We start from the raw sequence: 25,155 nt of genomic DNA, 5'->3' as shown, positions 1-25,155 counted from the left end.
CTCTTTTTTCTTGTCGAAAAAAGGGTTAATATCTTTTATACTCAGTAAAGTTAGTATATAATAAAGGTATACTATAAGGGATAAGATAGAAAGTTGGGATAAAATGAAAAAGAATACGAAAATAGTATTAAGTGTTCTTGGAGGAGTTGTGGTTGTTGCTATAGTCGTTATTGTAGGGATAAAAATATTAAATCGACCAGCAATTGAATTTAAGAACAGTGCTGAAAAAGTAGAGATTAAGGGAAATTATAATGCAGTTGATTATATTAAGGATGTTCATGGACATGATATAGCGGATATTGAAATTGATGATTCTGCTGTTAATATTGAAAAACTAGGAACATATGTTATTAAATATAAAATTAATGATAAAGAATATGAACTTCAGTTAGAGGTTGTTGATACACAAGCCCCAACATTTGATATTGAGAATTTAGATATTGATTTAGGAATGAATGTGAAAGCTGAGGATTTAGTTAAGAATATTAAAGATCAAACAAACACAACTGTACGATTTAAAGAGGATTATTCTTTTGAAAAAGCAGGCGAGACAAATGTTACGGTTGTTGTTGAGGATGAAGCTGGTAATCAGACAGAAAAAGAAGCCATTGTTAAAATTGTAAAGGATGAAGAGAAACCAGTATTAACAGGATTACATGATTTCACAGTTTCGAAAAATGGAAAAATTGATTATTTATCTGGCATTAAAGCTAAAGATAATCGAGATCCAGAACCTAAAGTGACTGTTGATTCTCAACAGGTGAATACAGCTAAAGTTGGAACCTATGAAGTGAAATATACTGTTACAGACCGTTCAGGGAATAAAAATTCTTATACAAAGACAGTAGCAGTTGTTGAGAATAAGCCTACAAGTTCAATTGGTCAAAATGGGAATAAGGTTGTTTACTTAACTTTTGATGATGGTCCATCATCAAATACAGCAAAAATTTTAAAAGTTTTAGATCAATATAATGCAAAAGCAACTTTCTTTGTTACTGGAAATGGACAGAAATATAATTATTTGATTAAAGAAGCACATAATAAAGGACATACAATTGGATTACATACATATACACATTCTTATTCTAAAGTATATGCTTCAGTTAATGCTTATTTTGATGATTTGGATAAAATAGGACAAATGGTTAAAGGGCAGATTGGCTTTGTTCCAAAGTATATTCGTTTCCCTGGAGGGGCATCTAATACTGTTTCTAGAAAATATTGCAAAGGTATTATGAGTACACTGACGAAAGAAGTTCAGGCACGAGGATATCAGTATTATGATTGGAATGCAAGTACCGGCGATGCTTCAGGGAATAATGTGGCTGTAAGTAAATTGATTAAAGAAGGAACAGCAAGTAAAGCTAATAATATTATGATTCTTGCTCATGATACAGCAGCAAAATCAACAACAGTAGAAGCCTTACCAAAGATCATTGAACATTATCAGGCTTTAGGATATCAATTTAAGGCTATTGATGATAATACATTTACACCACATCAGCATGTTAATAACTAAACCACTACATTTGTAGTGGTTTTAATTTGGTGTAATGATGTGTTTTGCTTCTGTTAAACCAAAATCAATGAGATAATCTCTTACAACATTCAATGCATGTTTATAACTAGAAGAGATTTCTTTGGCAAATAAAATAGCATTGTGATCACATAAATAATCAAAAGCATTGTGACTTTTAATCGTCACTATATTTATATTTCTTTTTTCAGTTGGATAAAAAGAAAAATAATATCCCCAATAGATAATTTGATTGATCTCTTGAATGATCTGTTGAAGAGGTAATAAAGGTAAATGAGCAAGTATACAATCTAACAGACTTTCTAAAAAAAACTTGTTTGGATTTGTCATTTCATTTTGTAATTGTTGAATATCTTGATTATCAATATATGGAAAAGCTAATAATGCTGCTTTTTCAATCAATATAATCATGACTTGCATAGCATTTAAATATAATAATGTGTCTTGACGATATTGTTTATTTTTTAAACATTTGATTGCATCATGATTGTTTTGAATAAAAACTTTTGTTCCTTTCACATTCATTGTTTGTCCGAATCCAAGTTCATTAATCATTCGTAAACTCTTTCTTATTGTCGAAACACTTACACAATATGATTGTGCTAATTTGGCTTCAGCAGGAAGAAAACTTTCTTCTGGATAGATACCTAAACAAATTTTATCAATGATATCACGGGCAATACTTGTATAATAATGATTTCTACCTAATTGTGCAAACCAATGAAATTGAGGTTTTGATTCTAAAATATCAGGATACTGAGAAGTCAATGAATTGAGTACTTTATCAATACCTTGAATGACTGTTTCAAACATTAAATGAAAACGATAATCAATTTCTATTTTATCTTTTGTGATGAAAGACTCTACTACCCAATCAATATTCTTAAATTTCTTTTCTAACTGAATATATTGGATATTTGCTTCATAATTAAGAAAGTAAATTGGCTGTGCATAAATTTCTAAACTAGAAAATATACTTCTAAGCAAAGGATTATAAGACTTCTCTAAAATATCATATAACATATGAGAAAAGATTTTTTCACGAATCAAAATATTTTTATTTTGTGATTGCTTTAATAAATTTATCCATTTATATAAATCATCATCTTTTAGCACCTCAACTGCAAAAGAAATAAATAAAGGCAACACAATATTTATAGTTTTATAAACTTCAATCATTTCATTACGATGTTGTAAAAAATAGATACCTTGACGTTGATTATTGAGTTGATCAGGTTGATAAATAACAATAGATGCTTTTCTTTCATGGGTCTCTATATATCCATCTTCTTTTAATTTTTTAAGAACATCTTTAACGGTTCTAATACCAATATTATACAGCAAACATATTTCAGAGATTGAAGGCATCTTTGAACCATATGGTAAACGACCAGTAATGATTAAATCACGAAGACTGTCATATAAATAATTAAATAAAGTTGGTTTTTTATTCAAGTCAATCACCCCTATTTTTTAGATATCATTATTTTATCATAAAAAAATTGATTATACTATATGCTAATGTACCCAATTATTCAATTGCTTATTGGAATGATAATGATAAAATAATATTGAAATTATTTTATCATTGGAGGAACATATAGTGAAAAAATATAATCAATTGATAATACCTTCAATTCAGTATAAAGGTGGATTTATCTATATTTATATCATTTTATTGATTATCATTATTTTATTAATTATAAATACTTGTTATTTGAGTTCAACATTAGAGTTAGTGACTCATACTTATGTAACGGATGTTTCAGTTCAATTAGCCAATGATATTTCAACACGAATTCATTCTGTAGAAACTTCATTAGAATTATTTGTTGATTCAATTGATAATTCATCTGATTATCAAGATATTGAGAATATTCTTGATAAGAAAATGAAAACTTTAAATATGACAAATCTTTATATGATTGATCAGCAAGGGAATACCTTTCCAAATCAAAATAAAAAGACTGATTTAACTCTTATTCAAGATGTATTTCAAGGTAAAAATAAGATTATTCAACTTGCAGATCAAAGTCTTCTCTTTTCAATACCTTTAAAGGATAATAAAGAAATAACAAAAGTACTTATTGGTATTTGTGATAAGAGAAATATTCAGGATCTTATTCAACCAAAAAGTTTTCAAGGAAATGGATTATCATGTATTGTTGATAAAAATGGACAAGTGATTATTTCTCCTACTGATTTAAAACCATTTATGCAATTAGATAGTATTTTTAAAGAAGATAGTGACAAAAATACAATGAATAATATTAATAAAATGAGAAAGGATATCAGTCAAGGAGCATCAGATGTTTTTAGTTTTACATCTTCTGATGATAAATCATTGATTCTCTCTTATCAATATCTTGGTTTAAACGATTGGAGTTTATTAACATTAGTACCAGCAGAACTGATTTCTAGTGAAGCTTATCAATTTATTTTTTATAATTTTATATTAGTTGCTTGTATTATTTTGGCTTTTATTATTTTATTTGCATTACTCATTTCATTTTATCGTAAACAAAAAAGCTATCTTGAAGATATTGCATATCGTGATCCATTAACAAAAGGACTTAATAATATAGGATTTCAAATTGCATGTAAACGATTGATAAAAGATGTATCACCACACAGTTATGTCATCGTTTTTATTGATATTAAACAATTTAAATTAATTAATAAAAATGATGGTTTTGAAGTGGGAAATCGTATTTTAAAAAGTATTTATCATGTTCTTGAATGTCATATACATTCAAATGAGATAGTCGCACGAAGTGAAAATGATCATTTCTTTTTATGCTTACATGAATCACAAAAACAAGAGATCCAAAAAAGACTTGATAATATGATTGATGAGATTCATTCTCTTGATCAACAAAATGCTGCCCATTTAAGAATTGTCCAGGGGGCATGTTTCATTGAAAATAATCATGATGAGATTAATATGATACAAGACTGTGCACGATTGGCTTGTCGTATTCATGGTGAACAATCACAATGTCATTATTATGATAAAGAAATTATGGAAACGATGAAAAAAGAACAAGAACTCAATTATATGTTTGAAGATTCTATCGAAAATCAATATTTTCATATGTATTTACAGCCTAAAGTTGATTTAGCTAATCATAAAATTTGTGGAGCAGAGGCGCTTATTCGTTGGATACATCCACAATTGGGATATATTTATCCATCAGAATTTATTCCTGTTTTTGAAAGAAATGATAATATTATAAAGTTAGATTTATACATTTTTGAAAAAACTTGTCTTTTTATAAGAGAATGGTTGAATCAGCATTATGAAGCGTTTCCTATATCTGTTAATGTATCTAGGCGACATTTTAATGATAGTCATTTTTTAAATGACTTTTATAAGGTGAAAGAGCATTATTGTATTCCTGATGACTTGATTGAATTAGAATTAACTGAATCTATGTTTTTTGATAATCAACAAATTGAAAAAACAAAGAAAATTATTGATCAGATTCATCAATATGGTTTTCTTTGTTCATTAGATGATTTTGGAACTGGTTTTTCAGCATTAGGATTATTAAAGGATTTTGATGTAGATGGTATCAAAATGGATAAGAAGTTCTTTGATGATATAAGGAGTCAAAAAAGTAAAGATATTATTGCTAGTTTTGTACAATTGGCAAATCAATTAAATATTTCACTTGTTGCTGAAGGGATTGAAACAAAAGAACAATTAGCATTTTTAGAATCTATTCATTGTTATAGTGTACAGGGATATATTTTTTCTAAACCGTTACCTGTTGATGAGTTTTTAATATGGGTTTTGGATTATCTATAGATTAATTATGATGAAAATAAAAAAACTGGAAGAGATATTGTCTTCCAGTTCTATTTTTGAACGATATCTAAAACTTGTTTTAATACAGCAGTTCCGTTCATTGTTCCATAATCACGCATTTCAATATTAGCAACTGGAACACCGCCAGCTTCTGCTTCAATTGTTTTTTGAGCATAACGCACTTGAGGGCCTAATAAAATAATATCAGCCTTTCCTGCATTCGCTTTGACTTCATTAGCACCAACTGCCCAAATTTCTGTTTCAATATTTTGTTCAGCAGCAGCCTTTTTCATTTTTTCAACTAATAAACTTGTTGACATACCAGATGCACAACATAACATAATTTTAATCATATATAAATCCTCCCGTTGGTTATTTTATATCTTAAAGATAGAAATAAACAGTCTTTTTCAAAATATGAAATCATTTTTCAAAGAAACGAATCATTTTTTCTTTAAAAGAATTATAAGGATAATATCTAAAAGGTAAATCTATCCAAGTTGCTTTTTTAACAATACTTCTTGTATGAGAAAAAGTTTCAAAACTCTTTTTACCATGATATGATCCCATACCGCTATGACCAACTCCACCAAATCCAAGTTCACTTGTAGCCAGATGAATAATCGTATCATTGATACATCCACCACCAAAACTACAGCTCTTTAACAGTTTTTGTTGAATAGCTTTTGAATGAGAAAAGATATAGAAAGCAAGAGGCTTTTCTCTTTGATTAATAAATTGAATAACTTCATTTAAATCATGATAAGTCATAATAGGTAAAATAGGTCCAAAAATTTCTTCTTGCATTAAAGCATTATCTCCATCAACATGGTCAACAACAGTAGGAGCAATCTTTAATGTTGTTTCATCATAATTTCCCCCAATAACAATTTCTTGATTTTCTAATAAATGACAAAGTCTTTGAAAATGTTTTTGATTAATGATTTTGACTAATTGTAAATGCTCAATAGGATGATCACCAAAAAATTCTTGAATAACTTCTTTCATATAAACAAGAAACTGATCTTTTAATTCTGCTCTAATGAAAAGATAATCAGGTGCTACACATGTTTGTCCAGCATTTAAGAACTTTCCAAAAGCAATACGCTTTGCAGCTAATTTTAAACTATGTTGGTCATCAACAATACATGGACTTTTACCACCTAATTCTAAAGTGATAGGAGTTAAATGACGACTCGCTTTTTCCATAACCAATTTACCTACATTAACACTACCTGTAAAGAAAATATAATCAAAACGTTGTTCTAGCAGTTGCGTATTTTCAGTGCGGCCACCTTCTACCACAGCAACATACTTTTGATCACAACTTTCATCAATCATTTTTTTAATAACAGATGACACATGCGGAGCATAAGCACTCGGTTTGATAATAACTGTATTTCCAGCAGCAATAGCACCAATAGCAGGTTCAATTGATAACATGAAAGGATAATTCCATGGACTCATCACAAGTGTAACGCCGTAAGGTTCATATGTTTCATAACTATCACCATAAAATTGTGCGAGTGGAGTCCAGACAGATTTGTTTTTTGACCATTTCTTTATATGTTTTAACTGATAATTCATTTCACTTAGAACTAAACCAATTTCAGCCATATATGATTCTGTTTCATGTTTATTTAAATCCTTTTTTAAAGCTTCCATAATTTCATCTTGATGTTTTATCATCCATTGTTTGATAGCTTGAATTGTCTTTATACGATTTTGAATATTTTTCGTCTCTAATGTTAAAAAATATTTTCTTTGTGTTTCAACAAGTGTTTTAATATCCATATTGTCCCTCCAAAATAGAAATAATATCTTCTTTATAAGTATAACGATTATTCACTAATAAAGCACCATCATTCAATGCTTTTTCAGCAATTTCTTCAATATGTTCATGAAGTGTCTCAATAGACTTTAACGAAATCGGTAATCCAACAGAAACATGCAATTGTTTTAATAATTCCTCAATCATGACAATCGTTTGTTCACCACGTTTTTCATTTGGTGTTTTTGCATAGACTTCTTTCTGACCTAAATAAAGTAATAAATCACCATATAACTCATGATTTACAGAAAGATTAAATCGCATGCAAGGAATCAATAACATGCTCATTGCTTCACCATGAGGGATATGACAGACAGCCCCTAATGCATGACCAATCGCATGAACAATCCCTACCATAGAATTAGAGAAAGCAACACCTGCTAAATAAGAAGCTAAGGCAAGCTGAGAACGTAAATCTTCATCTTTAGGATCTTGAATTATTTTAGGCAAGTGAGTAGAAATAAGAGAAATAGCACTTATAGCATAAATATCACTAATTGGGTTTTTACCAGCACAAGAATAGGCTTCAATCGCATGAACTAAGGCATCTATAGATGTTGAAGCAGTGGTTTTTAATGGTAAATGGATGGTAAAGACAGGATCTAAAAAGGCGACATCACTTTGAATATGTTGAGAAATAATTTCTAATTTGACATGTTTGTGAGGATCGTTGACAACTGCCACACAAGTGGCTTCACTACCTGTTCCACTTGTTGTTGGAATCGCAAAAAATGGCACTTGTAAACCAACTTTTAAATCTTCAAACCCCATGATATCTTGAATACGATCACATTGTTGAGATATCATTAAATAAACACCTTTTGCTGTGTCTAAAACACTACCACCACCAAGAGCAATAATACCATCACATTTTTCCTGAATATAAAAGGTTTTGATTTCTTCGACAACTTCAGTAGAAGAGTCTACAGGGACATGAGTAAATAGACTATAAGGAATGGATAAATGTTTTTGTAATATACGAACATAATTTAATTGATACAAAACATCATCAGTAATAATAAGAGGATGTTTCATATGATATTGTTGACATTCATAATTAAGTTGACTTAAAGCATTTTTACCAGCATAAATTTTTGTTTTATTCATAAATTCAAAATACATAGATATATCCTCCTAAAGTGTAAAGATTGCTTTTAAATAAATAGATAAAGTTGATTTATATTTCTTTTCCTGATGATTTAAGATGCGTTTTGTCATAAAACGTGGAAATAAATAGATTTCTACAAGATCAACACATCTAACAAATCGCATACTTTCATTAACATCACCTCTAAGAGAAAAGCGATGTTCTAAATAGGCTTGTTTAACACTCATCATTCCTGTAAAAACAAGAAACGCTGATTGAATACTTTTAAAACAAATCACAATATCAGCATATCCTTGATTTGTTTTACTTAATCCTTTTTGATAAGTATATTGAATCGTCAGTGTTGGTCCATTGAGAACCTTTAGCTGAATAGATTTATCCTTATGCCACCCATCTAGTTCATTTTTTATACGATAATCATCATGATATAGAACTTTCATTCCACGATACAAAAATTGCATAACAAGCCAAATAATAAAGTTTTTCATAGGCCCTCCAATTACTTTTAATATTTTAAGTACTTTTTTACAATATACACCTAAATATTAGAAAAAACAAGCCAAACGAATGAACTCTCCTGTTTAATAAATAAGGGAATTTGATAGTTTTCGATAATCATTTATGATAAAATGAATAAATCAAAGGTGATGTTATGGGGAAATATGTTTATAATGAATATGATGAAAATCCAGTTTTTCGTACATATAAACAAAGAAAGAAAAGAAAATTAAAGAAAAAGGTTAAAATTATTGGTTTTGTGATTGTTTTGTTAATGATTATTGGTTTCTTATGTAGTTCCTATTCTCGTATTCAATCTATCCAAATTGTTGGAAGTGAGAAAATGACTGATGAACAAATCCTTGAACATGTTTCAGTCAATCAATCTTCTGTTTATTTTTTAGTTAATAAGGCAAGGATTGTAGAAGAACTTAAGGCCTTAGATCATATTCAAAATGCAACAGTACAAATGAATTGGAAAGGTGATTTAAAGATTAATATAGAAGAAGCGATACCTATTGCTTATGCACAAATAAATCAAACTTATTATGAAATTAATGATATAGGGAAAGTAGTAACTGTTAAACAAAAAGAAGTAGAAACATTAAGAGGATTACCTTTTGTACAAAATTTTCATTCCATTGATTTATTAAAACAATTTGCTGAGGGATTTTATAAGGTTCCAAGCCTGATACAAAATGAAATCAGTGATATTATATTAGAACCACAAAATGCGGATCCTACAAGATTAAAATGTTTAATGAAAGAAGAAAAGAAGATTTATGTAAGAATAGAAGATTTAGCGACACGTTTAGATGATAGTCAATTTAACTATGAAGCTTTTAAAGCAGCATCACAAGATAAATGTACATTTAGTATTGAAGGAAATTATGTCTATATGGAACCGTGTGAATAAGAAAGAAGGAATGATCTCATGAATAAAATAGCGATTTTAACATCTGGTGGGGATGCTCCTGGGATGAATGCTGCCATTAGAGCCATTACAAGAGTTGCAAGTAAAAAACAGATTGAAGTTTATGGTGTACAAGATGGTTATGCAGGACTTGTTCAAGGTCAAATCAAACGTCTTAAAAATAGTGATGTATCAGAAGTATTAAGTCGTGGAGGAACGATTCTTGGTTCTTCACGTTTGCCAGAATTTGTTGAAGAAACTGTTCAATTACAAGCTGTTCATCAATTACAAAAAAGAGGTATTGAAGGATTGATTGTCATTGGTGGTGATGGTTCTTATAGAGGAGCATTAGAATTAAGTCAGAAAGGAATTTGTTGTATTGGGGTTCCTGGAACGATTGATAATGATATTAATGGAACTGATGAAACAATCGGTTTTCATACAGCTTTGTATAATATTGTTGATGCGGTTAATAAATTAAGAGATACATCAAGTTCACATCATCGTTGTTTTGTAATTGAAGTGATGGGGAACAATCGTGATAGTTTAGCACTTTATTCTGGTATTGCTTGTGGCAGTGAATTTATTATTACAAAAAATACGGGATATGATGAAGATTATATTGTGAAAATGATGGATTTTTATGAGAAAGAACAAGGCAAAAAACATGCGATTATTATTGCTAGTGAAAATATGATAGATGTCGAGAAGCTGGCTGAAAGAATTTCTAAGGAAACACATTTTTCAGGACGTTCGATTGTTTTAGGACATATTCAAAGAGGTGGAAGTCCTGTTCCACAGGATCGTATTTTGGCTTCTCAAATGGGACAATATGCTGTAGAGTTATTAATTGAACATCAAAGTGGTTATTGTGTTTGTAAGAAAGATAATCATATTATTGCTAGAAAGATTGATGAAGCATTAAATGATGTGAATAAGATTCAGGAGAAGATGTATCAATTGTTTAATGAATTAGTTTAAATGATAATCAAAAAGTGAATTTATTGAAAAAAGGATGAGATATTATTGACTTTAAAAGTGATATTTGTTAAGGTTAAAAGGTAATAAAGGCGAAGAACAGAAGAGATTAAAAGGGCGTTATAGAGAACTGATGGTTGGTGCAAATCAGGACATAACTTTTATGAAGATGGTCTGGGAGCTGTTATCTCAAATAGTTAGGGATAAACGTTAACTGCGTTAAAGTCATGAGTGACACAAGAGTGTAAAAAAGGTGGTACCGCGATGATTTCGTCCTTTATATAAGGACGTTTTTTATTTTGAAAGGAGAACATATGAAAAACGAAAAAGATTATTACTTAACAACAGCAATTACTTATACTTCTGGTAAGCCTCATATTGGAAATACATATGAAATTATTTTAGCAGATGCAATCGCAAGAAGTAAAAGACAAGAAGGATACAATGTTTATTTTCAAACAGGAACAGATGAACATGGACAAAAAATTGAAATTAAAGCGAATGAAGCAGGTGTTCCACCTCAACAATTTGTTGATGAAAAAGCAGCAGTTGTTAAAGAAATATGGGATTTAATGGATACAACTTATGATCGTTTTATGAGAACAACAGATGAATATCATATTCAACAAGTTCAAAAGATATTTAAGAAATTATATGATCAAGGTGATATTTATTTAGGACATTATGAAGGAAAGTATTGTACTGCTTGTGAATCATTTTTTACAGAATCTCAATTAGTTGATGGAAAATGTCCTGATTGTGGTGGAGAAGTTCATGATGCCAAAGAAGAAGCCTATTTCTTTAAATTATCTAAATATGCAGATCGTTTGATTCAACATATTGAAGATCATCCTGAATTCATTCAGCCAGTTTCAAGAAAAAATGAAATGATGAATAACTTCTTAAAACCAGGATTACAAGATTTATGTGTATCACGTACTTCATTTACTTGGTCTATTCCAGTTGATTTTGATCCTAAGCATGTTGTTTATGTATGGATTGATGCTTTAACAAATTATATTACTGGTCTTGGTTATGATGTTGATGGAAATCATGGAGAATTATATAAGAGATATTGGCCAGCAGATTTACATTTGATTGGTAAGGATATTGTGAGATTCCATACAATTTATTGGCCAATTATGTTAATGGCATTAGATATTCCTTTACCTAAACAAGTCTTTGGACATCCTTGGTTATTACAAGGTGAAAGTAAAATGTCTAAATCAAAAGGAAATGTTATTTATGCTGATGATTTAGTTAATATCTTTGGAGTAGATGCTGTTAGATATTATGTTTTACATGAAATTCCTTATGATAATGATGGAAGTATTACTTGGGATTTATTAGTAGAACGTATTAATTCAGATTTAGCAAATATTTTAGGAAACTTAGTGAATAGAACAATTGCTATGACAAATAAATATTTTGATGGAATTGTCACAAATCCAAAAGTAAATGAACCAGTAGATGATGAATTAAAAGAAATTGCTTTAGCTATGCCACAAAAAGTACAAACATTAATGGATGAATATAAAGCTTCTAAAGCATTAGATGAAATCTTTGTCTTATTAAGAAGAACAAATAAATATATAGATGATACAATGCCTTGGGCACTTGCTAAGGAAGAAGATAAAAAAGATCGTTTAGCAACAGTTCTCTATAATTTAATAGAAGCTATTCGTTTTGCTGCAATTGCATTAGAACCATATATGCCTTCAACTTCTACAAAAATCTTAGATCAAATTCATACTGATCAAAGAGAAATGAAAGATCTCACAACTTTTGGTTTATATAAAGAAGATACAAAAGTAACAGATAAACCACAACAATTGTTTGCTAGATTAGATCCAAAAGAAGTAGAAAAGAAAGTAGAAGCATTACAACCAAAAAAAGCAGAACCAAAAGAAGATGAAAATCAAATAACTATAGATGATTTTGCAAAAATAGAATTAATTGTTGGAACAGTAGAAAAATGTGAAAAACATCCTGATGCTGATAAATTATTAGTTTCTCAAATCAATATAGGAAAAGAAACAAGACAAATTGTTTCAGGAATTGCAGATTTTTATACACCTGAGGAAATGATAGGAAAGAAAGTTATTGTTGTTGCTAATCTTAAACCAGCGAAGTTAAGAGGAGTAGAATCACAAGGTATGATTCTTGCTGGTTCTAAGAAAAAAGTATTAGAACTTGCGACTGTTGAATCATTACCAAATGGTACAAAAATTAGATAAGATGTTATAGGAGAAATATATTTGTTTCTCCTTTTTTCTACAATAAATTATACAGATTAAACAAAATATAAAATTGCTTATTGCATATTTTTGTGTGAAAATATATAATATATGTAGAAAATTAAAAAAGTTTCTCATAAAAAAAGAAAAATGAAGATTTTATTTGTATATATAAGTAGGGGCTACTTTCAAGAAAGGATATACAAATAAAATGAGTCAAAACAAACAAGGAAAAAAAGGAGTTTCATTATTCTGTTCGGATTATTTTTTTCATTACCTGATGCATCATAGCGAAAACTTTCGAAGGGAACTTTGCAGTTGTGTTTCTGGCTATGATGATATGAGTATAGTTGAAGTTGTCTATTGTGATACATATGGTTTGAACAAAGAAAGTTCTAAGATGGTTCTGGATGTTGTGGTTAAGGATGATTTTGGCAGATACTATAATTTTGAAATGCAGAATGGATATATTGGTGAGGATGAACTGGGAAGATTTCAGCTTTATGCAATGAGACTGGTAGAACGACAGCTACAGGATGGCAAAAACTACGGAGAACTTGAAAAAGTGATACAACTGATTATTTATACAGGTTCACCTGTTAAAAATTATGATCATGACTATCATATCGCACGATTATACGATGACCAGTATCAGATAATGATGGAAAAAGGATTATTGGAGTTTCATATCTTACAGACACAAAGAATGGAGGCAGATAATATGGAATTAAAAAGTGAAGGTATCAGAGAGGTATTTTGGATGTTTGCAGATGAGGAGAATCATAAGAAAAAACCTAAAACGAAATTAGGGAAAGAAGTGGTTGGGTTATATGAAAGTTATCAGAACTCAGATGAATTTCTCACTTATTGTAATATTGAAAGAGATAGGCTTATTATTAAATCAAGAATGATGCAATCTGAGAAAAGTGGGATTGCCAAAGGAAAAGAGATTGGAATTGCCAAAGGAAAGGAGATTGGATTTGCTGAAGGAAAAGCCGAAGAAAAACGAGAAAACTGTCTAAAAATCATCAAAGGAAAATATCCGAACTGTTCATTAGAGTGGTTAAAGACATGTACAATGGAACAGTTGGATAAAGTTTTTGAACTTATTTATCTGGATATCAGTTATGAAGAATTTAAGAAGGAAGTCTTAGGTCAGTAAAATATCATCACAAGTATGATTCATATTGGTAAGCTTAGGAAACCCTAGGCTTATCAAACTGACTTATATAAAATAGAGGAGCAATTGAAATGATGGATGAAGAAAAATCAGGTAAAGAAATTTTAGAATTTATGGATAAGTATTTAAATGCAGATAATTATTTAGCTTATTGTAATCTTAAAAGGGATCGAGAAGTGATTGAATCGAAAAGGTTTCAAGCCAAGAAAAAAGCTATTGAAGAAGGAAAGAAAATTGGAATTGCTGAAGAAAAACGAAAAGACTGTCTAAAAATCATCAAAGGAAAATATCCGGATTCTTCATTAGAGTGGTTAAACACATGTACAATGGAACAATTAGATAAAGTATTTGAACTTATTTTTCAAGATATCAGTTATGAAGAATTCAAGACTCAAGTTTTAAATAATTCAAAAAATAGTCAATAAGAAAGAGGCTATAATCAGTAAATAAATCAATACAATTTCTAAATTCGAAAAAATGCTCACTGAGCGTTTTTTTGTTTTATCAACTTTTTGTCATTTAATGATGACAAAAGCTTGATATTTCAATATATTGTCATAAATAGAGGACAATTTTTGACTTTTTCATATTTGTATTTTTTTATATGATATAGATAAGGAGGGAAAAAGAAATGAGTTTAGTGAATAAGGAAGATGTTGTTTTAGAATTAGAAGGGACAACACAAAAAGAAATATTGCATAATCTTGCTTTAAAAGCTTATGAATTAAATCGTGTTGATAATGCAGAAACTTTTTTTGAACAATTATGTTTAAGAGAAAAAGAAACAACAACAGGGTTTGGTAATGGAATAGCAATTCCACATGCTAGACATAAATGTGTAAAACAAGCAGGAATTATTATTGCGAGATGTCAAAATGGAATAGAATGGAATGCCTTAGATGGTCAACCTGTAAAAACTTGTATTTGTTTAATTGCTCCAGATGATAAGAATGATTTTCATTTGGCAATGTTATCAAAACTAGCAAGAAAATTAATTTATGAAGATTTTGTTGATATGTTAAAAAATGGTGATATTGAAACATTATTAACAGAAGTGAATCGTGTTTTAGAAAATTAGGAGGGGAAAAAATGAGTCAGAAGTTAAAAATTGTTGCAGTGACGAATTGTCCTGCTGGGATAGCACATACATACATGGTAGCTGAAGCTTTTGAGAAAAAAGCAAGAGAACTTGGACATGAAATTCATGTGGAAACACAAGGTGCAAGTGGGGTTGAGAATGCATTGACTGATCAACAGATTGCTGAAGCTGATTATGTTATTTTAGCAGTAGGAAGGGGAATTACTGATTCTGATAAAGCAAGATTTAGTGGTAAGAAAATTGTTAACATTAAAATTAGTGATGCTTTAAAAGAAGTGAATGTTGTTTTTGATGAATTAGAACAAAGAAGTGAAGTGTTTATTGCAGAACAATCAAGTATTAAGTTAGGTAGTCAAAAATCACAAAGTGGAAGTATGATGTCACATATTATGGCAGGTATTTCAGCTGCGTTACCATTTGTTATTGGGGGCGGAGTTTTGGTTGCTGTTGCTAATATTTTGATGAGATTTGGATTACCATATAATGGTTTTGAAGATGGTATGGTACCAACTTTCACATGGATTATTGAATCTATTGGATATTTAGGATTTAAGTTTATGATTCCAATTATGGGTGCATATATTGCCAATAGTATTGGAGATAAACCAGCTTTAGGACCTGCATTTATTATTACATATTTTGCTAATGATAGTGCTATGTTAGGAACTGAATCTGGAGCAGGTTTCTTAGGAGCTATTTTCTTTGGGGTTACAATTGGGTATTTTGTAAAATGGATTAAATCATTTAAATATTCAAAATCAGTAAAATCATTAATGAATTTAACAATTATTCCAGCATTAACAATTTTTATCTTTGGTTTAATTGCTTATTATTTAGTAGGTCCATTCTTAGGAACATTAATGTCTACAATCTTAAATTTCTTAAACAATGTTCCTGCACAATATCAGATTCCTCTTGCATTTGTTATCGGAGCAATGCTTGCATTTGATATGGGAGGACCAATTAATAAAATAGCATGGACATTCTGTTTTGCATTAGTTGCAGAAAAAGTATATACTTGGTATGCAATCGTTGGTGTTGTTGCACAAGTTCCACCAGTTGCGGCAGGGATTCTTGCCTACATTAAACCAAAATTATTTCCAGAAGAATTACATGATACAGCAGCTTCGGCTATTATTGTTGGGGCAACAGTTGCAACAGAACCAGCTATTCCATTTGCTTTATCAGATCCAATTCCAATGATTACTGCGAATACATTAGCAGGAGGAATAACAGGTGTTGTTACTATTCTATTAGGAATTGAACGTTTAGCTCCTGGAATTGGTGTATTTGATCCTCTACTTGGATTAATGACACCAGGATGGGCATTCTATGTAGCCTATGCATTTGGTGTTGTATTAAATATTGTATTAATTCTGTTATTTAAAAAGATATTTAAAAAAAAGGACGCATAAAAAAGATGAATTAGAGTGCTTTTGAGTACTCTAATTCATGTGCATAAAAAGGAGGTATTTTATGAAGATAAATTTTGATGAAATCAATGATCGGAAAGGAACATATTGTACACAGTGGGACTATATTGAAGATCGTTTTGGAAAAAGTGATTTATTACCTTTTTCTATTTCTGATACTGATTTCAAAATACCTGTACCAATTACACAACAACTAGAAAAAGTGTTACAACATCAGATATTTGGTTATACAAGATGGAATCATGATGATTTTAAAACAGCAATCCAACAATTCTTTAAAAGAAGATTTGATTGTGAAATTGTTAAGGATTGGATTGTATATAGTCCAAGTGTCATTTATAGTGTTTCTGTTTTATTAAGACTACTTAGTCAAGAAAATGATTCAGTTATTTGTTTTAATCCAATGTATGATGCGTTTTTTAATGTTGTACAAAAGAATAATAGAAAATTAATATCTTGTCATCTTCAATCTCAAAATCATTCTTTTCAAATTGATTTTGAAGATTTTGAAAAGAAAGCTAAAAATTGTCAGATTTTATTATTATGTTCACCTCATAATCCAACTGGAAGAGTATGGAGTCAAGAAGAACTTCATAAAATTATTGATATATGTAAAAAGTATCAAATCAAAATTATATCAGATGAAATACATATGGATATTATACTTACTAATCGAAAACATCAGCCCATTCTTAAATATTTAACACAATATGAAGATATGTATTTAGTTTCTTCTTCAAGTAAAACAATGAATACACCTGGTCTTGGTGGTTCTTATGCTATTATTCCCAATACTCAAATCAGAGAACAATTCTTAATTCAAACAAAAGAAAAAGATTTTGTAAACTCAGCCAATATTATGGGAATGTATGCGTGCATGGTGGGTTATCAAAAATGTGATGATTACATAGACCAGTTAATTGATTATATTAAGGGGAATATGCAATATGTAGAACATTTTCTAAAAGAAAATCTTCCTGATTTTTCATTTCAGATGCCAGAAGCGACATATCTTGCATGGATTGATGTAAGAAAGGTTCCTTTTTCAATGAATCAAATTCAAAAAGCGTTTATTGATATAGGTGGTATTGCTGTGATGGATGGTCAAGTTTATGGTGAAAATGGACAAGGATTTTTGCGTATGAATTGTGGTTGTCCAAGAAGTAAATTAGAAGAAGGATTAAAAAGGATGAAAAAAGCGATGGATGCTATTGAGCAGGAGAAAAAGTTATGAATGAAAGACAACAATTTATTCTTGAATTTTTAATTCATGCATCATCACCTGTTTCTATTGATTCTATTGTATCTCAAGTTCAAAAATCAAAACGGACAATTTTAAGAGATTTATCAACAATTAAAATGTATTTAGAAGCAGAAAATATAGGGGAACTGATTAATAATACAAGTGGTTATAAGATTAATATTACTGAAGTTGAAAAATATAAAGATTTAATGAATCAATATATTAATGATGAAGAAGTTATTCTCTATGAACTTGTTCAAAGAGAATATTTAACAATAGATGATTTATCTCAATGTTTATATGTTTCTAAAATGACAGCTTCTGAAAAAATGAATACTGTTAAAACCAACTATGCTCATTATTTAAATATTGAAGTCAGTAGAAAAGGTCATCGTTTAAATGAAACAATTATAAAAAAATGTATGCTGTTATGTAATTTAATTGAAAACAATCTAAAATATTATCTTAATTTATTTCAGATTTCCTATGAAAATTATCTATGTTTAGAAGAATTAATATCACATAATCAGCAAATAAAAGAAGATTTTCCTAACTGCAGTACACATCAAATTGCTATTCTCTTTATTGCTGCAACAATATATCAAGGAGATTATGATAATCAGGATATACATGAACCAGAGTTTTTAGATTATTATCAAAAAGCAAATATACATGCTAATAAAAAGGCAGATATGATTTTACAGACAATTTCTTTGCATTGTATTGATATTCATTTATCTTTATCTAAACAACATATATATCGTATATTAGGATTAATGAAAAATGAAATGATGATAGATTTAGATGAAGAAGATGAATTGGTATATCAATTATATGATCATTTAAAAAGGGTTTTATGTTTTCCACATTATTTAAAGATGAAAGAAATCTATAATATTTCTGATTTTAAAGCATTATATCCATTTTCTTTTGATTTAAGTTTTAAATTTATTCAATATTTAAAACAATTATATCATTATGAAATACCAAATACTGATTTTATTGGACTTTATTTTGCAGTATGTTTAGAAAAAATAAAAGAAAAGAAACATAAAATTATTATTTATTCTTCTAAAAATGCTATCGCATATTTAAATAAACAATTATTAATGGATTATATGAATAATATTGAAGTCTTTTTAACAAAGACATTAGATAAAGAGATATTACAAGGGGCTTCATTAATTATTGATAGTATTGGAGATTTAAAATTAAATGATATTGAAGTGATTTATATGGATCATATTCTTAATGAAGAAGAAATGATTTCTATAGAGACAATTTTAGATAATGTTAGTATTCATAAAAATAAATATTCTATATTTCCAAAAAGTCTCAGTTATGAATATCATGTTAAAGAAGATGATACATGGGAACAAATTCTTAATAATGTTTGTTTAAAATTACAAGAAACAAATACAATTAACAATGAAGAAAAAACAGCAATATTAAATAGAGAAAATCATGGTAATGCTCTCATTATCAATAATTACATTATTCCTCATTGCATTAGTAAAAAAGAAAACTTTTGCATCTGTGTCTATATTCATTTAGATAAAGATATTGTTGTCGATGAACGTCATATCCAACATGTCTTAGTAACAGTCTTAAATCCATTAGTTCAAAAAAATGTTTATCTATTTAAGTTTCTATATAATTATCTAAATGAAAACAGAGAAACATTACAAGATATTTCAACATATGACCAATTTATAAAATTGATATAAGAAAACGAGGATTAACTATCCTCGTTTATTTGTGTATCATAGAAACAATAATGACCTTTACCTAATTGTTTAGCTTTATATAAAGCAGCATCAGCTTGTTTGATTAATTCATCTAAATCAGCATTTTGTCCATGATGCGTTGTAATACCAATACATGCAGAAAGTAATTGTTGATGAATAGAAGGAATCATAGTATCACGAAAAGCCTTAATACATGTCTGAACCTTTTTTTCAATAATATCTTTTTCTACATCATTTTTAATAATAACCAAAAATTCATCTCCACCTATACGAGCATTAAAATCATTTTTAAAACAATCTTTTAAAATACGAGTAGCTTCTAATAAAGCAGTATCACCAACTTGATGTCCAAAAGTATCATTAATCTTTTTAAACTCATCTAAATCAACATAAAGTAAACAAAGACTTTGTTGATTGTGTTGCTCATTCATATATTCATATAAATAACGACGATTATATAAACCAGTCATAAAGTCAGTATGAGAATTCCAAATAATCTGTTTTTCAAGATTAGTTTCAACAGTAATATCTCTAAAGATACAAAGTTGACCAACCAAAGTTTCAAAAATATCAAATATAGGTTCAATATGATATTCTAAGATCTGATTTTCATTATTTAACTTGTTAATACATTGATAATAATCTCCACAATCAATAATATCTTTTAATGCAGATGCTTTCCATTCATCATACATATGACCAACTAAATCAATTTCATGAACATGAAAATATTCTTCAAACTTCTTATTAATATTAATAATTTCATTCTTATCATTTTTTACTAAAATAGCAAAAGGCATACTTCTTAAAACAATTTCTAATTCAGTACTCATATTTTGTAAATCAGTAATATCATGACCAATTCCCACTGTACCAATAACATCACCCTCTTCATTAAAGATAGGTGATTTATAAGTATGGAATTGACGCAATCCTTTTTTACTTTTCACTTTTTCATCAAAACGACAAGTCTTTCTTAACTTTCTTACTAAATCTTCAGTTTCATTACAAACAAACTCACCTTTTTCAAATTCCTCTTTAGGAACATCCCATATATAACAATGATCCTTACCTGTCACATCTTCTCTAGTCTTTCCAACAGTATGACAAAAAGCCTTGTTCACTTTAAGATGAATCCCATCATTATCTTTAAACCATACCATATCTGGCATACTATCAATAAGTGTATTCAAGTATTGTTCATGTAAATCTTTATCTTTTCTTTCTTTAATTTGATGAAAAATTTGTTTTATTCTCAACTTTAAAAAATCAATTGACCATGGTAAAACCCATATATCATCAATAACCTCATAAACTTCTGAAGATAAATTTTGCCATTGTTCATATGTTACACATAAAATCAATAAAGCATTTTTCTTTTTATAAGACTGTATATCAGATATATTCAATTGTTCCATTTTAACAATTAATATATCACTTGTTGCTATGATTTCAGGATAAAAACAATCATATTCTTCAACAAGATGTGAAAAATTCTTTTTAGGCTCATACCCCAAAAGAATTTGTTTTAAATCAACATCATGAAAACAACGAATTTTAAGTTGAGCATGATACATAATGATTCCTCTTTTCAAAATAATATTTATGATAACGGTTACATTTCTTTCTCTCATTATACTATATCTCATTTACCTTATCTATGAAAACCTGCCTTTTTTCAAACTTTGATAATTTTCTACAGAAATCTTTTTTCTGTTTGCGTTTCATATAAGTTATGATAAAATTTAATAAGAAACAGTCAAGTTGAGTTCGATGGGGGGGACAAATGATTAATTTACAAGAATATCTTTATAAAAAAATAAAAAACATTTTAGATAGTTGGGATTTGAGTGATTCTTACTCAGTCAGTTTTTTCATATATTCAAATGAATGTAACGAATATAAAGATTATTCAAATATTTCAGAATTTAATATTTCAAAAAACGATGAAACGTTTTTTAAAGAAAATTATTCTGGAGAAGATGAAGGTTTATATAGTGAAGATAGATGGAATTATGCTTTTTTAGAAATGGATGAGTATGATATTTTAGATGAAGAAACAATGGAAATTTTATTTGACTGGTATAAACAAGAGGGAATTGAAAATATTGGTTATGAAGATCATGATTGTTATGATGAACACATGCGATATATTGGAAAAGGACCTGTTGGTTATTATGAACTGTTAGAAGTTGTTACAGAGGTTGCAAAACAACTGATAGAAGAAGATTATTTCTTAAATAGAGTAGGGAAAAGAATTCCAATTATAATACAAGATTACGAATTTACATGGTATGTCATAGAGGCAACCAAGAAAGCAAATATTCATGATGAAGCCAAAGACTTTTTTACTGCTTTGAATGAAGGATATATGTAATAAAATAAAACCAGGGGAAAGGTGAATTCAATGAAAAAAGAGCAGTTACGAAATTTTATTGAGGTTGTTGATTGTGGGAGTATCAATAAAGCAGCAGAAAAACTATATATATCACAACCTAATTTAAGTCGTTCTATTCATGCCTTAGAAGAAGAAATGGGCAAAGAATTGCTGATAAGGACAAATAGAGGTGTCAGTTTAACACCAACAGGACAATTGCTATATTATTACGCACGTTCAATATTAAATCAATTTCAAGTCTTAGAAAGACTCAAAAACTTATCAGAAGAAGTCATTCATAGAAAATTATCTGTATCAGTTGATTCCATTTTTCTAAAAGATGATTTTATTCTAGAATTCTACAAATATATGGATAGTGCAGATACAGAAATCCATCTTATTGAAACAACAGCTGAAGAAGTCTTAGACAACGTCAGCAATATAAAATCAGAATTAGGAATTACAATTCTAAATAATTACCAATTAAACATCTTTAAGAAAATGGCAGAAACCAAAGAAGTTTCCGTATATATATTAGGAGAAGGACCACTCTATGTCCATGTCAATGAAAAACATCCACTTGCATCAAAAGAATTAGTCAATGCATCAGAGTTATGCCCATATCCATATATCCATTTACCAAATGACTTCTTCTCAAACCTCAATTTATCACTCACAATTGATAAAACACCTCTCTCATCATTTCAAAAAACCATTACAATGAGTAACTATCATGCAATGATTAATATGATCAATCATACAGACGCATTCATGTTAGGAAACAAGTGGCAAATCGAAGAACTTAAATATTCTCATATCAAAAGCATACCTTTTGAAAGATGTAATATCCAAAAGAACTTTGTTATTATTAAAAGAAAAAGAGAGATTCTCTCTGATGCCGGAGTCACATTTCTTAATATGGTTAAAAATACTTACGAAAACATGTAGGTATATCAAAAAACACATAACTAGATATGATAAACTAAGTATTATACAAAACTCTATTTTTGCTATAGAATATAAGTGTATAAAAAAGACGGATATATACTATATTCATAACTATAATAGAGGAGGAAAAAATATTATGAAAAAAAGTACAATACTTTCATTAGCTACAGCTGGTGCTATCGTAGCAACATCAGCTTTCACATTTGCAGCATGGGATCAAACGGAAGCAACTGGTACTGCTAGTTTGACTTTTCGTAAACCTGTAACAATTACTGAAGAAATAACTAATCCTATAAAAGCTGATTATACATTAAATGCAGAGGCAACAATTGATGTACCAGTAACTTTTGCAATTAATAATGATGATAGTTTAGCAACATCATTAGAAATCGTTCCAACACTTAAAACTTCTAGTGGTAACGATATTAGTGGTAAAGTGGATTTTGTTATAAAAGATAGTGAGAGTCAACTGGTAACTGATGGAAAGGTATCTAATCCATCAACTTCTTCAAAAGAAAAATATACAATTACTGTAACAAATAAAGCAGATTCTGGAGCAACATATGATGAGTTAAATGGAGCTAATTTAACTGTGGTAGCTACACTTAAATAATAAAAAAACCGTCTTTTGACGGTTTTTTTAATCAATAGATAAGGAGGCGATATTGTGAGATGTGCTAAACGAATGTTATCAATGTTTCATAAGATATTGATGGTTGAATTGGTGTTTTGTTTTGCATTGATTGTGTATTTTCCTGATAAGGTTACACAATTAACAGGATATCGTCTTTATACTGTTATGACGGATAGTATGGAACCAAGAATACCGACTTTTTCTTTAGTTTTAACAAAATTGATACCTGTTGAGGAGACTATTGAACCTGATACGATTGTTACATTTAAGGCGAATAGGTTTGGTGATAATATTTTGTTGACTCATTATTTTAGAGAGACACAGATAGGAAATGATGGGAATACTTATTATAGAACACAAGCTGAGGGTAAGGATTTTTATGATAATTATGAGACAAAGAGAAGTGATATTATAGGTAGATATGTTATGCATATTCCTTTTATTGGAAAGGTATTTTTGTTTTTAAAGAGTGAGTTTGGTTTTATATATTATGGTGAGTTAGCAGTTATCTTTTTGATTAATAAAATAATTAAGACAAGATGGGAAGAGAAAAAAGAATTGATAAAGGACACGGCTTGATAGTCGTGTCCTATTTTCTAAAGAGAGAACGATATGATTTTAGATTTCGTAGTAATTTATAAAGTGAGATAATGTATATCATAACAAGAGCACCTATGATAAATATATTAACGAATGTATAATTCCAGTTAATATTAAGGGGAAGTAAGTAATCTTGTAGAAATGATGAGTTAATAACAAATATTGAAAGGGCTGTAAGGGTAAAGAGATTAATGAGGGTACTATATTTTAAGTATTTTTTTGTATATATTTTTTTTGTCATATCGATGATATAGTCAAAGAAGATAATCATGATGAATGGTTGAAAGAAATATGTCATGAGATGAATCATTTGATAGGATTCGTGTTGAATTTGGATAATGATATCTCTTGTAAAGAAGATAGCATAACAAGTAAAGAACAGAGTAAATATAGTCATAAAAAGTGTTTCTGCTATGTGACTAGGGTAATGTGATTGATGGGGTAAGTCATAGAGTTTTTGTAATGACCAGGCAGGATCTATTTCTTGAGATATGGGGTGTTTTTGATCTAAACTTATCAAAACAACAATGGAAGTGATTGCAATGCCTCCCATGATATGAAATGGATGAGATAATATCCATGTTAGTATTGTTGACATATTGAGGGTTGATACGACATGTTGTGTTGATTGAAATGGTAAACAGTTAAATTGTTCAAGATAATATAGGGTTGAAAAAAATAGGTAACATCCTGAAACAAAAAAGACAATTCTTTCAACAAAACTGACGATTTTTGGATTAAAGAGATGTTGGATAAGGGGTCTATATCCATAGGTTAAGGCTACACTCCTGGGATGTCCATAACTGACTAATAAATCTTCTAAGTCATCGTATTGATGAGCATATGCTTGTATTTGAGATTTTAAATCGTTATAGACGACATGTTTTTTAGGTCCTAGAAAATAAGAACAAACAGCTCCTAAATATCTTTCTAATAAATCATTCATTGTTTTATCACCCCATTTTGTTGTTTATATCATA

22 protein-coding genes and 1 other annotated feature are annotated in these 25,155 nt (G+C 29.1%); of the genes, 15 read left to right on the top strand and 7 right to left on the bottom strand.

The genetic code is table 11. The annotated features are described in order from the left end of the window. The first annotated feature begins 103 nt into the window (after window positions 1–103). Window positions 104–1,519, top strand: a complete 1,416-nt coding sequence (locus BN1865_RS08845) for a polysaccharide deacetylase (protein WP_050636906.1) — start codon at window positions 104–106, stop codon at window positions 1,517–1,519. Window positions 1,520–1,540: 21 nt separating this feature from the next. Here the strand turns inward: BN1865_RS08845 and BN1865_RS08840 are convergent, their stop codons facing one another. Beyond that, window positions 1,541–3,001, bottom strand: coding sequence for a GntR family transcriptional regulator (locus BN1865_RS08840; protein ID WP_232780363.1), 1,461 nt, complete (start codon window positions 2,999–3,001; stop codon window positions 1,541–1,543). A gap of 139 nt (window positions 3,002–3,140) precedes the next feature. Here BN1865_RS08840 and BN1865_RS08835 point away from each other — a divergent pair, with 139 nt between their 5' ends. Next, window positions 3,141–5,348 (top strand): bifunctional diguanylate cyclase/phosphodiesterase, encoded by a 2,208-nt coding sequence (locus tag BN1865_RS08835; RefSeq protein ID WP_050636904.1) that lies wholly within the window; start codon window positions 3,141–3,143, stop codon window positions 5,346–5,348. 50 nt (window positions 5,349–5,398) lie between these two features. Here BN1865_RS08835 and BN1865_RS08830 read toward each other — a convergent pair whose 3' ends face one another. The 4 genes from BN1865_RS08830 to BN1865_RS08815 form a co-directional block, all read right to left on the bottom strand. Next, complete coding sequence (locus tag BN1865_RS08830; protein WP_050636903.1) at window positions 5,399–5,701, bottom strand: PTS sugar transporter subunit IIB; 303 nt, start codon at window positions 5,699–5,701, stop codon at window positions 5,399–5,401. Between the two features lie 70 nt (window positions 5,702–5,771). Next, the gene (locus BN1865_RS08825) at window positions 5,772–7,142 is read right to left on the bottom strand and encodes an aldehyde dehydrogenase (RefSeq protein ID WP_050636902.1); all 1,371 of its coding nucleotides are present in this window, start codon (window positions 7,140–7,142) and stop codon (window positions 5,772–5,774) included. Further along, window positions 7,132–8,301, bottom strand: coding sequence for an iron-containing alcohol dehydrogenase (locus BN1865_RS08820; RefSeq protein ID WP_050636901.1), 1,170 nt, complete (start codon window positions 8,299–8,301; stop codon window positions 7,132–7,134). The genes BN1865_RS08825 and BN1865_RS08820 overlap by 11 nt, the downstream gene beginning before the upstream one ends. 12 nt (window positions 8,302–8,313) lie before the next feature. Then, a complete protein-coding gene (locus tag BN1865_RS08815; RefSeq protein ID WP_050636900.1) occupies window positions 8,314–8,775 on the bottom strand; it encodes a hypothetical protein in 462 nt (153 codons plus the stop codon). Window positions 8,776–8,939: 164 nt separating this feature from the next. Between BN1865_RS08815 and BN1865_RS08810 the strand changes: the two genes are divergently transcribed. The 9 genes from BN1865_RS08810 (at window position 8,940) to BN1865_RS08770 (ending at window position 19,595) form a co-directional block, all read left to right on the top strand. Further along, entirely contained in the window at window positions 8,940–9,701 is a 762-nt protein-coding gene (locus tag BN1865_RS08810) for a cell division protein FtsQ/DivIB (RefSeq protein WP_050636899.1), read from the top strand. Window positions 9,702–9,719: 18 nt separating this feature from the next. Then, window positions 9,720–10,679, top strand: coding sequence for a 6-phosphofructokinase (gene pfkA / locus BN1865_RS08805; RefSeq protein ID WP_050636898.1), 960 nt, complete (start codon window positions 9,720–9,722; stop codon window positions 10,677–10,679). Between the two features lie 83 nt (window positions 10,680–10,762). After that, window positions 10,763–10,957, top strand: a binding site (T-box leader). A 33-nt stretch (window positions 10,958–10,990) separates the two neighbouring features. Continuing rightward, a complete protein-coding gene (gene metG / locus BN1865_RS08800) occupies window positions 10,991–12,913 on the top strand; it encodes a methionine--tRNA ligase (RefSeq protein WP_050636897.1) in 1,923 nt (640 codons plus the stop codon). Window positions 12,914–13,124: 211 nt separating this feature from the next. Continuing rightward, the gene (locus BN1865_RS08795; RefSeq protein ID WP_050636896.1) at window positions 13,125–14,075 is read left to right on the top strand and encodes a PD-(D/E)XK nuclease family transposase; all 951 of its coding nucleotides are present in this window, start codon (window positions 13,125–13,127) and stop codon (window positions 14,073–14,075) included. 89 nt (window positions 14,076–14,164) lie between these two features. Next, entirely contained in the window at window positions 14,165–14,518 is a 354-nt protein-coding gene (locus BN1865_RS08790) for a hypothetical protein (protein WP_050636895.1), read from the top strand. Window positions 14,519–14,724: 206 nt separating this feature from the next. After that, complete coding sequence (locus tag BN1865_RS08785; RefSeq protein WP_050636894.1) at window positions 14,725–15,171, top strand: PTS fructose transporter subunit IIA; 447 nt, start codon at window positions 14,725–14,727, stop codon at window positions 15,169–15,171. Window positions 15,172–15,182: 11 nt separating this feature from the next. Continuing rightward, window positions 15,183–16,607 carry a fructose-specific PTS transporter subunit EIIC gene (locus BN1865_RS08780; RefSeq protein WP_050636893.1) on the top strand — a complete coding sequence of 475 codons (1,425 nt, stop codon included), beginning with the start codon at window positions 15,183–15,185 and terminating at the stop codon, window positions 16,605–16,607. A 61-nt stretch (window positions 16,608–16,668) separates the two neighbouring features. Next, window positions 16,669–17,859: a MalY/PatB family protein gene (locus BN1865_RS08775; RefSeq protein ID WP_050636892.1), complete on the top strand. Its 1,191-nt coding sequence runs from the start codon at window positions 16,669–16,671 to the stop codon at window positions 17,857–17,859. Then, window positions 17,856–19,595 carry a PTS sugar transporter subunit IIA gene (locus tag BN1865_RS08770; protein ID WP_050636891.1) on the top strand — a complete coding sequence of 580 codons (1,740 nt, stop codon included), beginning with the start codon at window positions 17,856–17,858 and terminating at the stop codon, window positions 19,593–19,595. The genes BN1865_RS08775 and BN1865_RS08770 overlap by 4 nt, the downstream gene beginning before the upstream one ends. An 11-nt stretch (window positions 19,596–19,606) precedes the next feature. Here the strand turns inward: BN1865_RS08770 and BN1865_RS08765 are convergent, their stop codons facing one another. Beyond that, window positions 19,607–21,193, bottom strand: coding sequence for a sensor domain-containing diguanylate cyclase (locus BN1865_RS08765; RefSeq protein ID WP_050636890.1), 1,587 nt, complete (start codon window positions 21,191–21,193; stop codon window positions 19,607–19,609). 209 nt (window positions 21,194–21,402) lie between these two features. Between BN1865_RS08765 and BN1865_RS08760 the strand changes: the two genes are divergently transcribed. From BN1865_RS08760 to BN1865_RS08745, 4 genes are all read left to right on the top strand, one after another. Beyond that, the gene (locus BN1865_RS08760; protein WP_050636889.1) at window positions 21,403–21,993 is read left to right on the top strand and encodes a hypothetical protein; all 591 of its coding nucleotides are present in this window, start codon (window positions 21,403–21,405) and stop codon (window positions 21,991–21,993) included. A gap of 30 nt (window positions 21,994–22,023) precedes the next feature. Next, on the top strand, window positions 22,024–22,941 hold the full coding sequence (locus BN1865_RS08755) for a LysR family transcriptional regulator (protein WP_050636888.1): 918 nt from the start codon (window positions 22,024–22,026) through the stop codon (window positions 22,939–22,941). A 136-nt stretch (window positions 22,942–23,077) separates the two neighbouring features. Then, window positions 23,078–23,554 (top strand): hypothetical protein, encoded by a 477-nt coding sequence (locus tag BN1865_RS08750; RefSeq protein ID WP_050636887.1) that lies wholly within the window; start codon window positions 23,078–23,080, stop codon window positions 23,552–23,554. Between the two features lie 54 nt (window positions 23,555–23,608). Further along, window positions 23,609–24,154 carry a S24/S26 family peptidase gene (locus BN1865_RS08745; RefSeq protein WP_050636886.1) on the top strand — a complete coding sequence of 182 codons (546 nt, stop codon included), beginning with the start codon at window positions 23,609–23,611 and terminating at the stop codon, window positions 24,152–24,154. Between the two features lie 10 nt (window positions 24,155–24,164). Here BN1865_RS08745 and BN1865_RS08740 read toward each other — a convergent pair whose 3' ends face one another. Further along, window positions 24,165–25,121, bottom strand: coding sequence for a hypothetical protein (locus tag BN1865_RS08740; protein ID WP_050636885.1), 957 nt, complete (start codon window positions 25,119–25,121; stop codon window positions 24,165–24,167). Window positions 25,122–25,155 lie beyond the last annotated feature (34 nt).

The organism is Candidatus Stoquefichus sp. SB1 (assembly GCF_001244545.1).
GTDB lineage: Bacteria > Bacillota_I > Bacilli_A > Erysipelotrichales > Coprobacillaceae > Stoquefichus.
Note: the sequence above shows the minus strand (reverse complement) of the source record. Positions and strands in the feature narration are given on the sequence as shown.

What these genes read in the sequence shown, in the direction of transcription:
- BN1865_RS08845 (WP_050636906.1), top strand. Translation starts at nt 104, where the DNA reads ATGAAAAAGAATACGAAAATAGTATTAAGTGTTCTTGGAGGAGTTGTG.
- BN1865_RS08830 (WP_050636903.1), bottom strand. Translation starts at nt 5,701, where the DNA reads ATGATTAAAATTATGTTATGTTGTGCATCTGGTATGTCAACAAGTTTA.
- BN1865_RS08825 (WP_050636902.1), bottom strand. Translation starts at nt 7,142, where the DNA reads ATGGATATTAAAACACTTGTTGAAACACAAAGAAAATATTTTTTAACA.
- BN1865_RS08820 (WP_050636901.1), bottom strand. Translation starts at nt 8,301, where the DNA reads ATGTATTTTGAATTTATGAATAAAACAAAAATTTATGCTGGTAAAAAT.
- BN1865_RS08815 (WP_050636900.1), bottom strand. Translation starts at nt 8,775, where the DNA reads ATGAAAAACTTTATTATTTGGCTTGTTATGCAATTTTTGTATCGTGGA.
- BN1865_RS08810 (WP_050636899.1), top strand. Translation starts at nt 8,940, where the DNA reads ATGGGGAAATATGTTTATAATGAATATGATGAAAATCCAGTTTTTCGT.
- pfkA (WP_050636898.1), top strand. Translation starts at nt 9,720, where the DNA reads ATGAATAAAATAGCGATTTTAACATCTGGTGGGGATGCTCCTGGGATG.
- metG (WP_050636897.1), top strand. Translation starts at nt 10,991, where the DNA reads ATGAAAAACGAAAAAGATTATTACTTAACAACAGCAATTACTTATACT.
- BN1865_RS08795 (WP_050636896.1), top strand. Translation starts at nt 13,125, where the DNA reads ATGAGTCAAAACAAACAAGGAAAAAAAGGAGTTTCATTATTCTGTTCG.
- BN1865_RS08790 (WP_050636895.1), top strand. Translation starts at nt 14,165, where the DNA reads ATGATGGATGAAGAAAAATCAGGTAAAGAAATTTTAGAATTTATGGAT.
- BN1865_RS08785 (WP_050636894.1), top strand. Translation starts at nt 14,725, where the DNA reads ATGAGTTTAGTGAATAAGGAAGATGTTGTTTTAGAATTAGAAGGGACA.
- BN1865_RS08780 (WP_050636893.1), top strand. Translation starts at nt 15,183, where the DNA reads ATGAGTCAGAAGTTAAAAATTGTTGCAGTGACGAATTGTCCTGCTGGG.
- BN1865_RS08775 (WP_050636892.1), top strand. Translation starts at nt 16,669, where the DNA reads ATGAAGATAAATTTTGATGAAATCAATGATCGGAAAGGAACATATTGT.
- BN1865_RS08770 (WP_050636891.1), top strand. Translation starts at nt 17,856, where the DNA reads ATGAATGAAAGACAACAATTTATTCTTGAATTTTTAATTCATGCATCA.
- BN1865_RS08765 (WP_050636890.1), bottom strand. Translation starts at nt 21,193, where the DNA reads ATGTATCATGCTCAACTTAAAATTCGTTGTTTTCATGATGTTGATTTA.
- BN1865_RS08760 (WP_050636889.1), top strand. Translation starts at nt 21,403, where the DNA reads ATGATTAATTTACAAGAATATCTTTATAAAAAAATAAAAAACATTTTA.
- BN1865_RS08755 (WP_050636888.1), top strand. Translation starts at nt 22,024, where the DNA reads ATGAAAAAAGAGCAGTTACGAAATTTTATTGAGGTTGTTGATTGTGGG.
- BN1865_RS08750 (WP_050636887.1), top strand. Translation starts at nt 23,078, where the DNA reads ATGAAAAAAAGTACAATACTTTCATTAGCTACAGCTGGTGCTATCGTA.
- BN1865_RS08740 (WP_050636885.1), bottom strand. Translation starts at nt 25,121, where the DNA reads ATGAATGATTTATTAGAAAGATATTTAGGAGCTGTTTGTTCTTATTTT.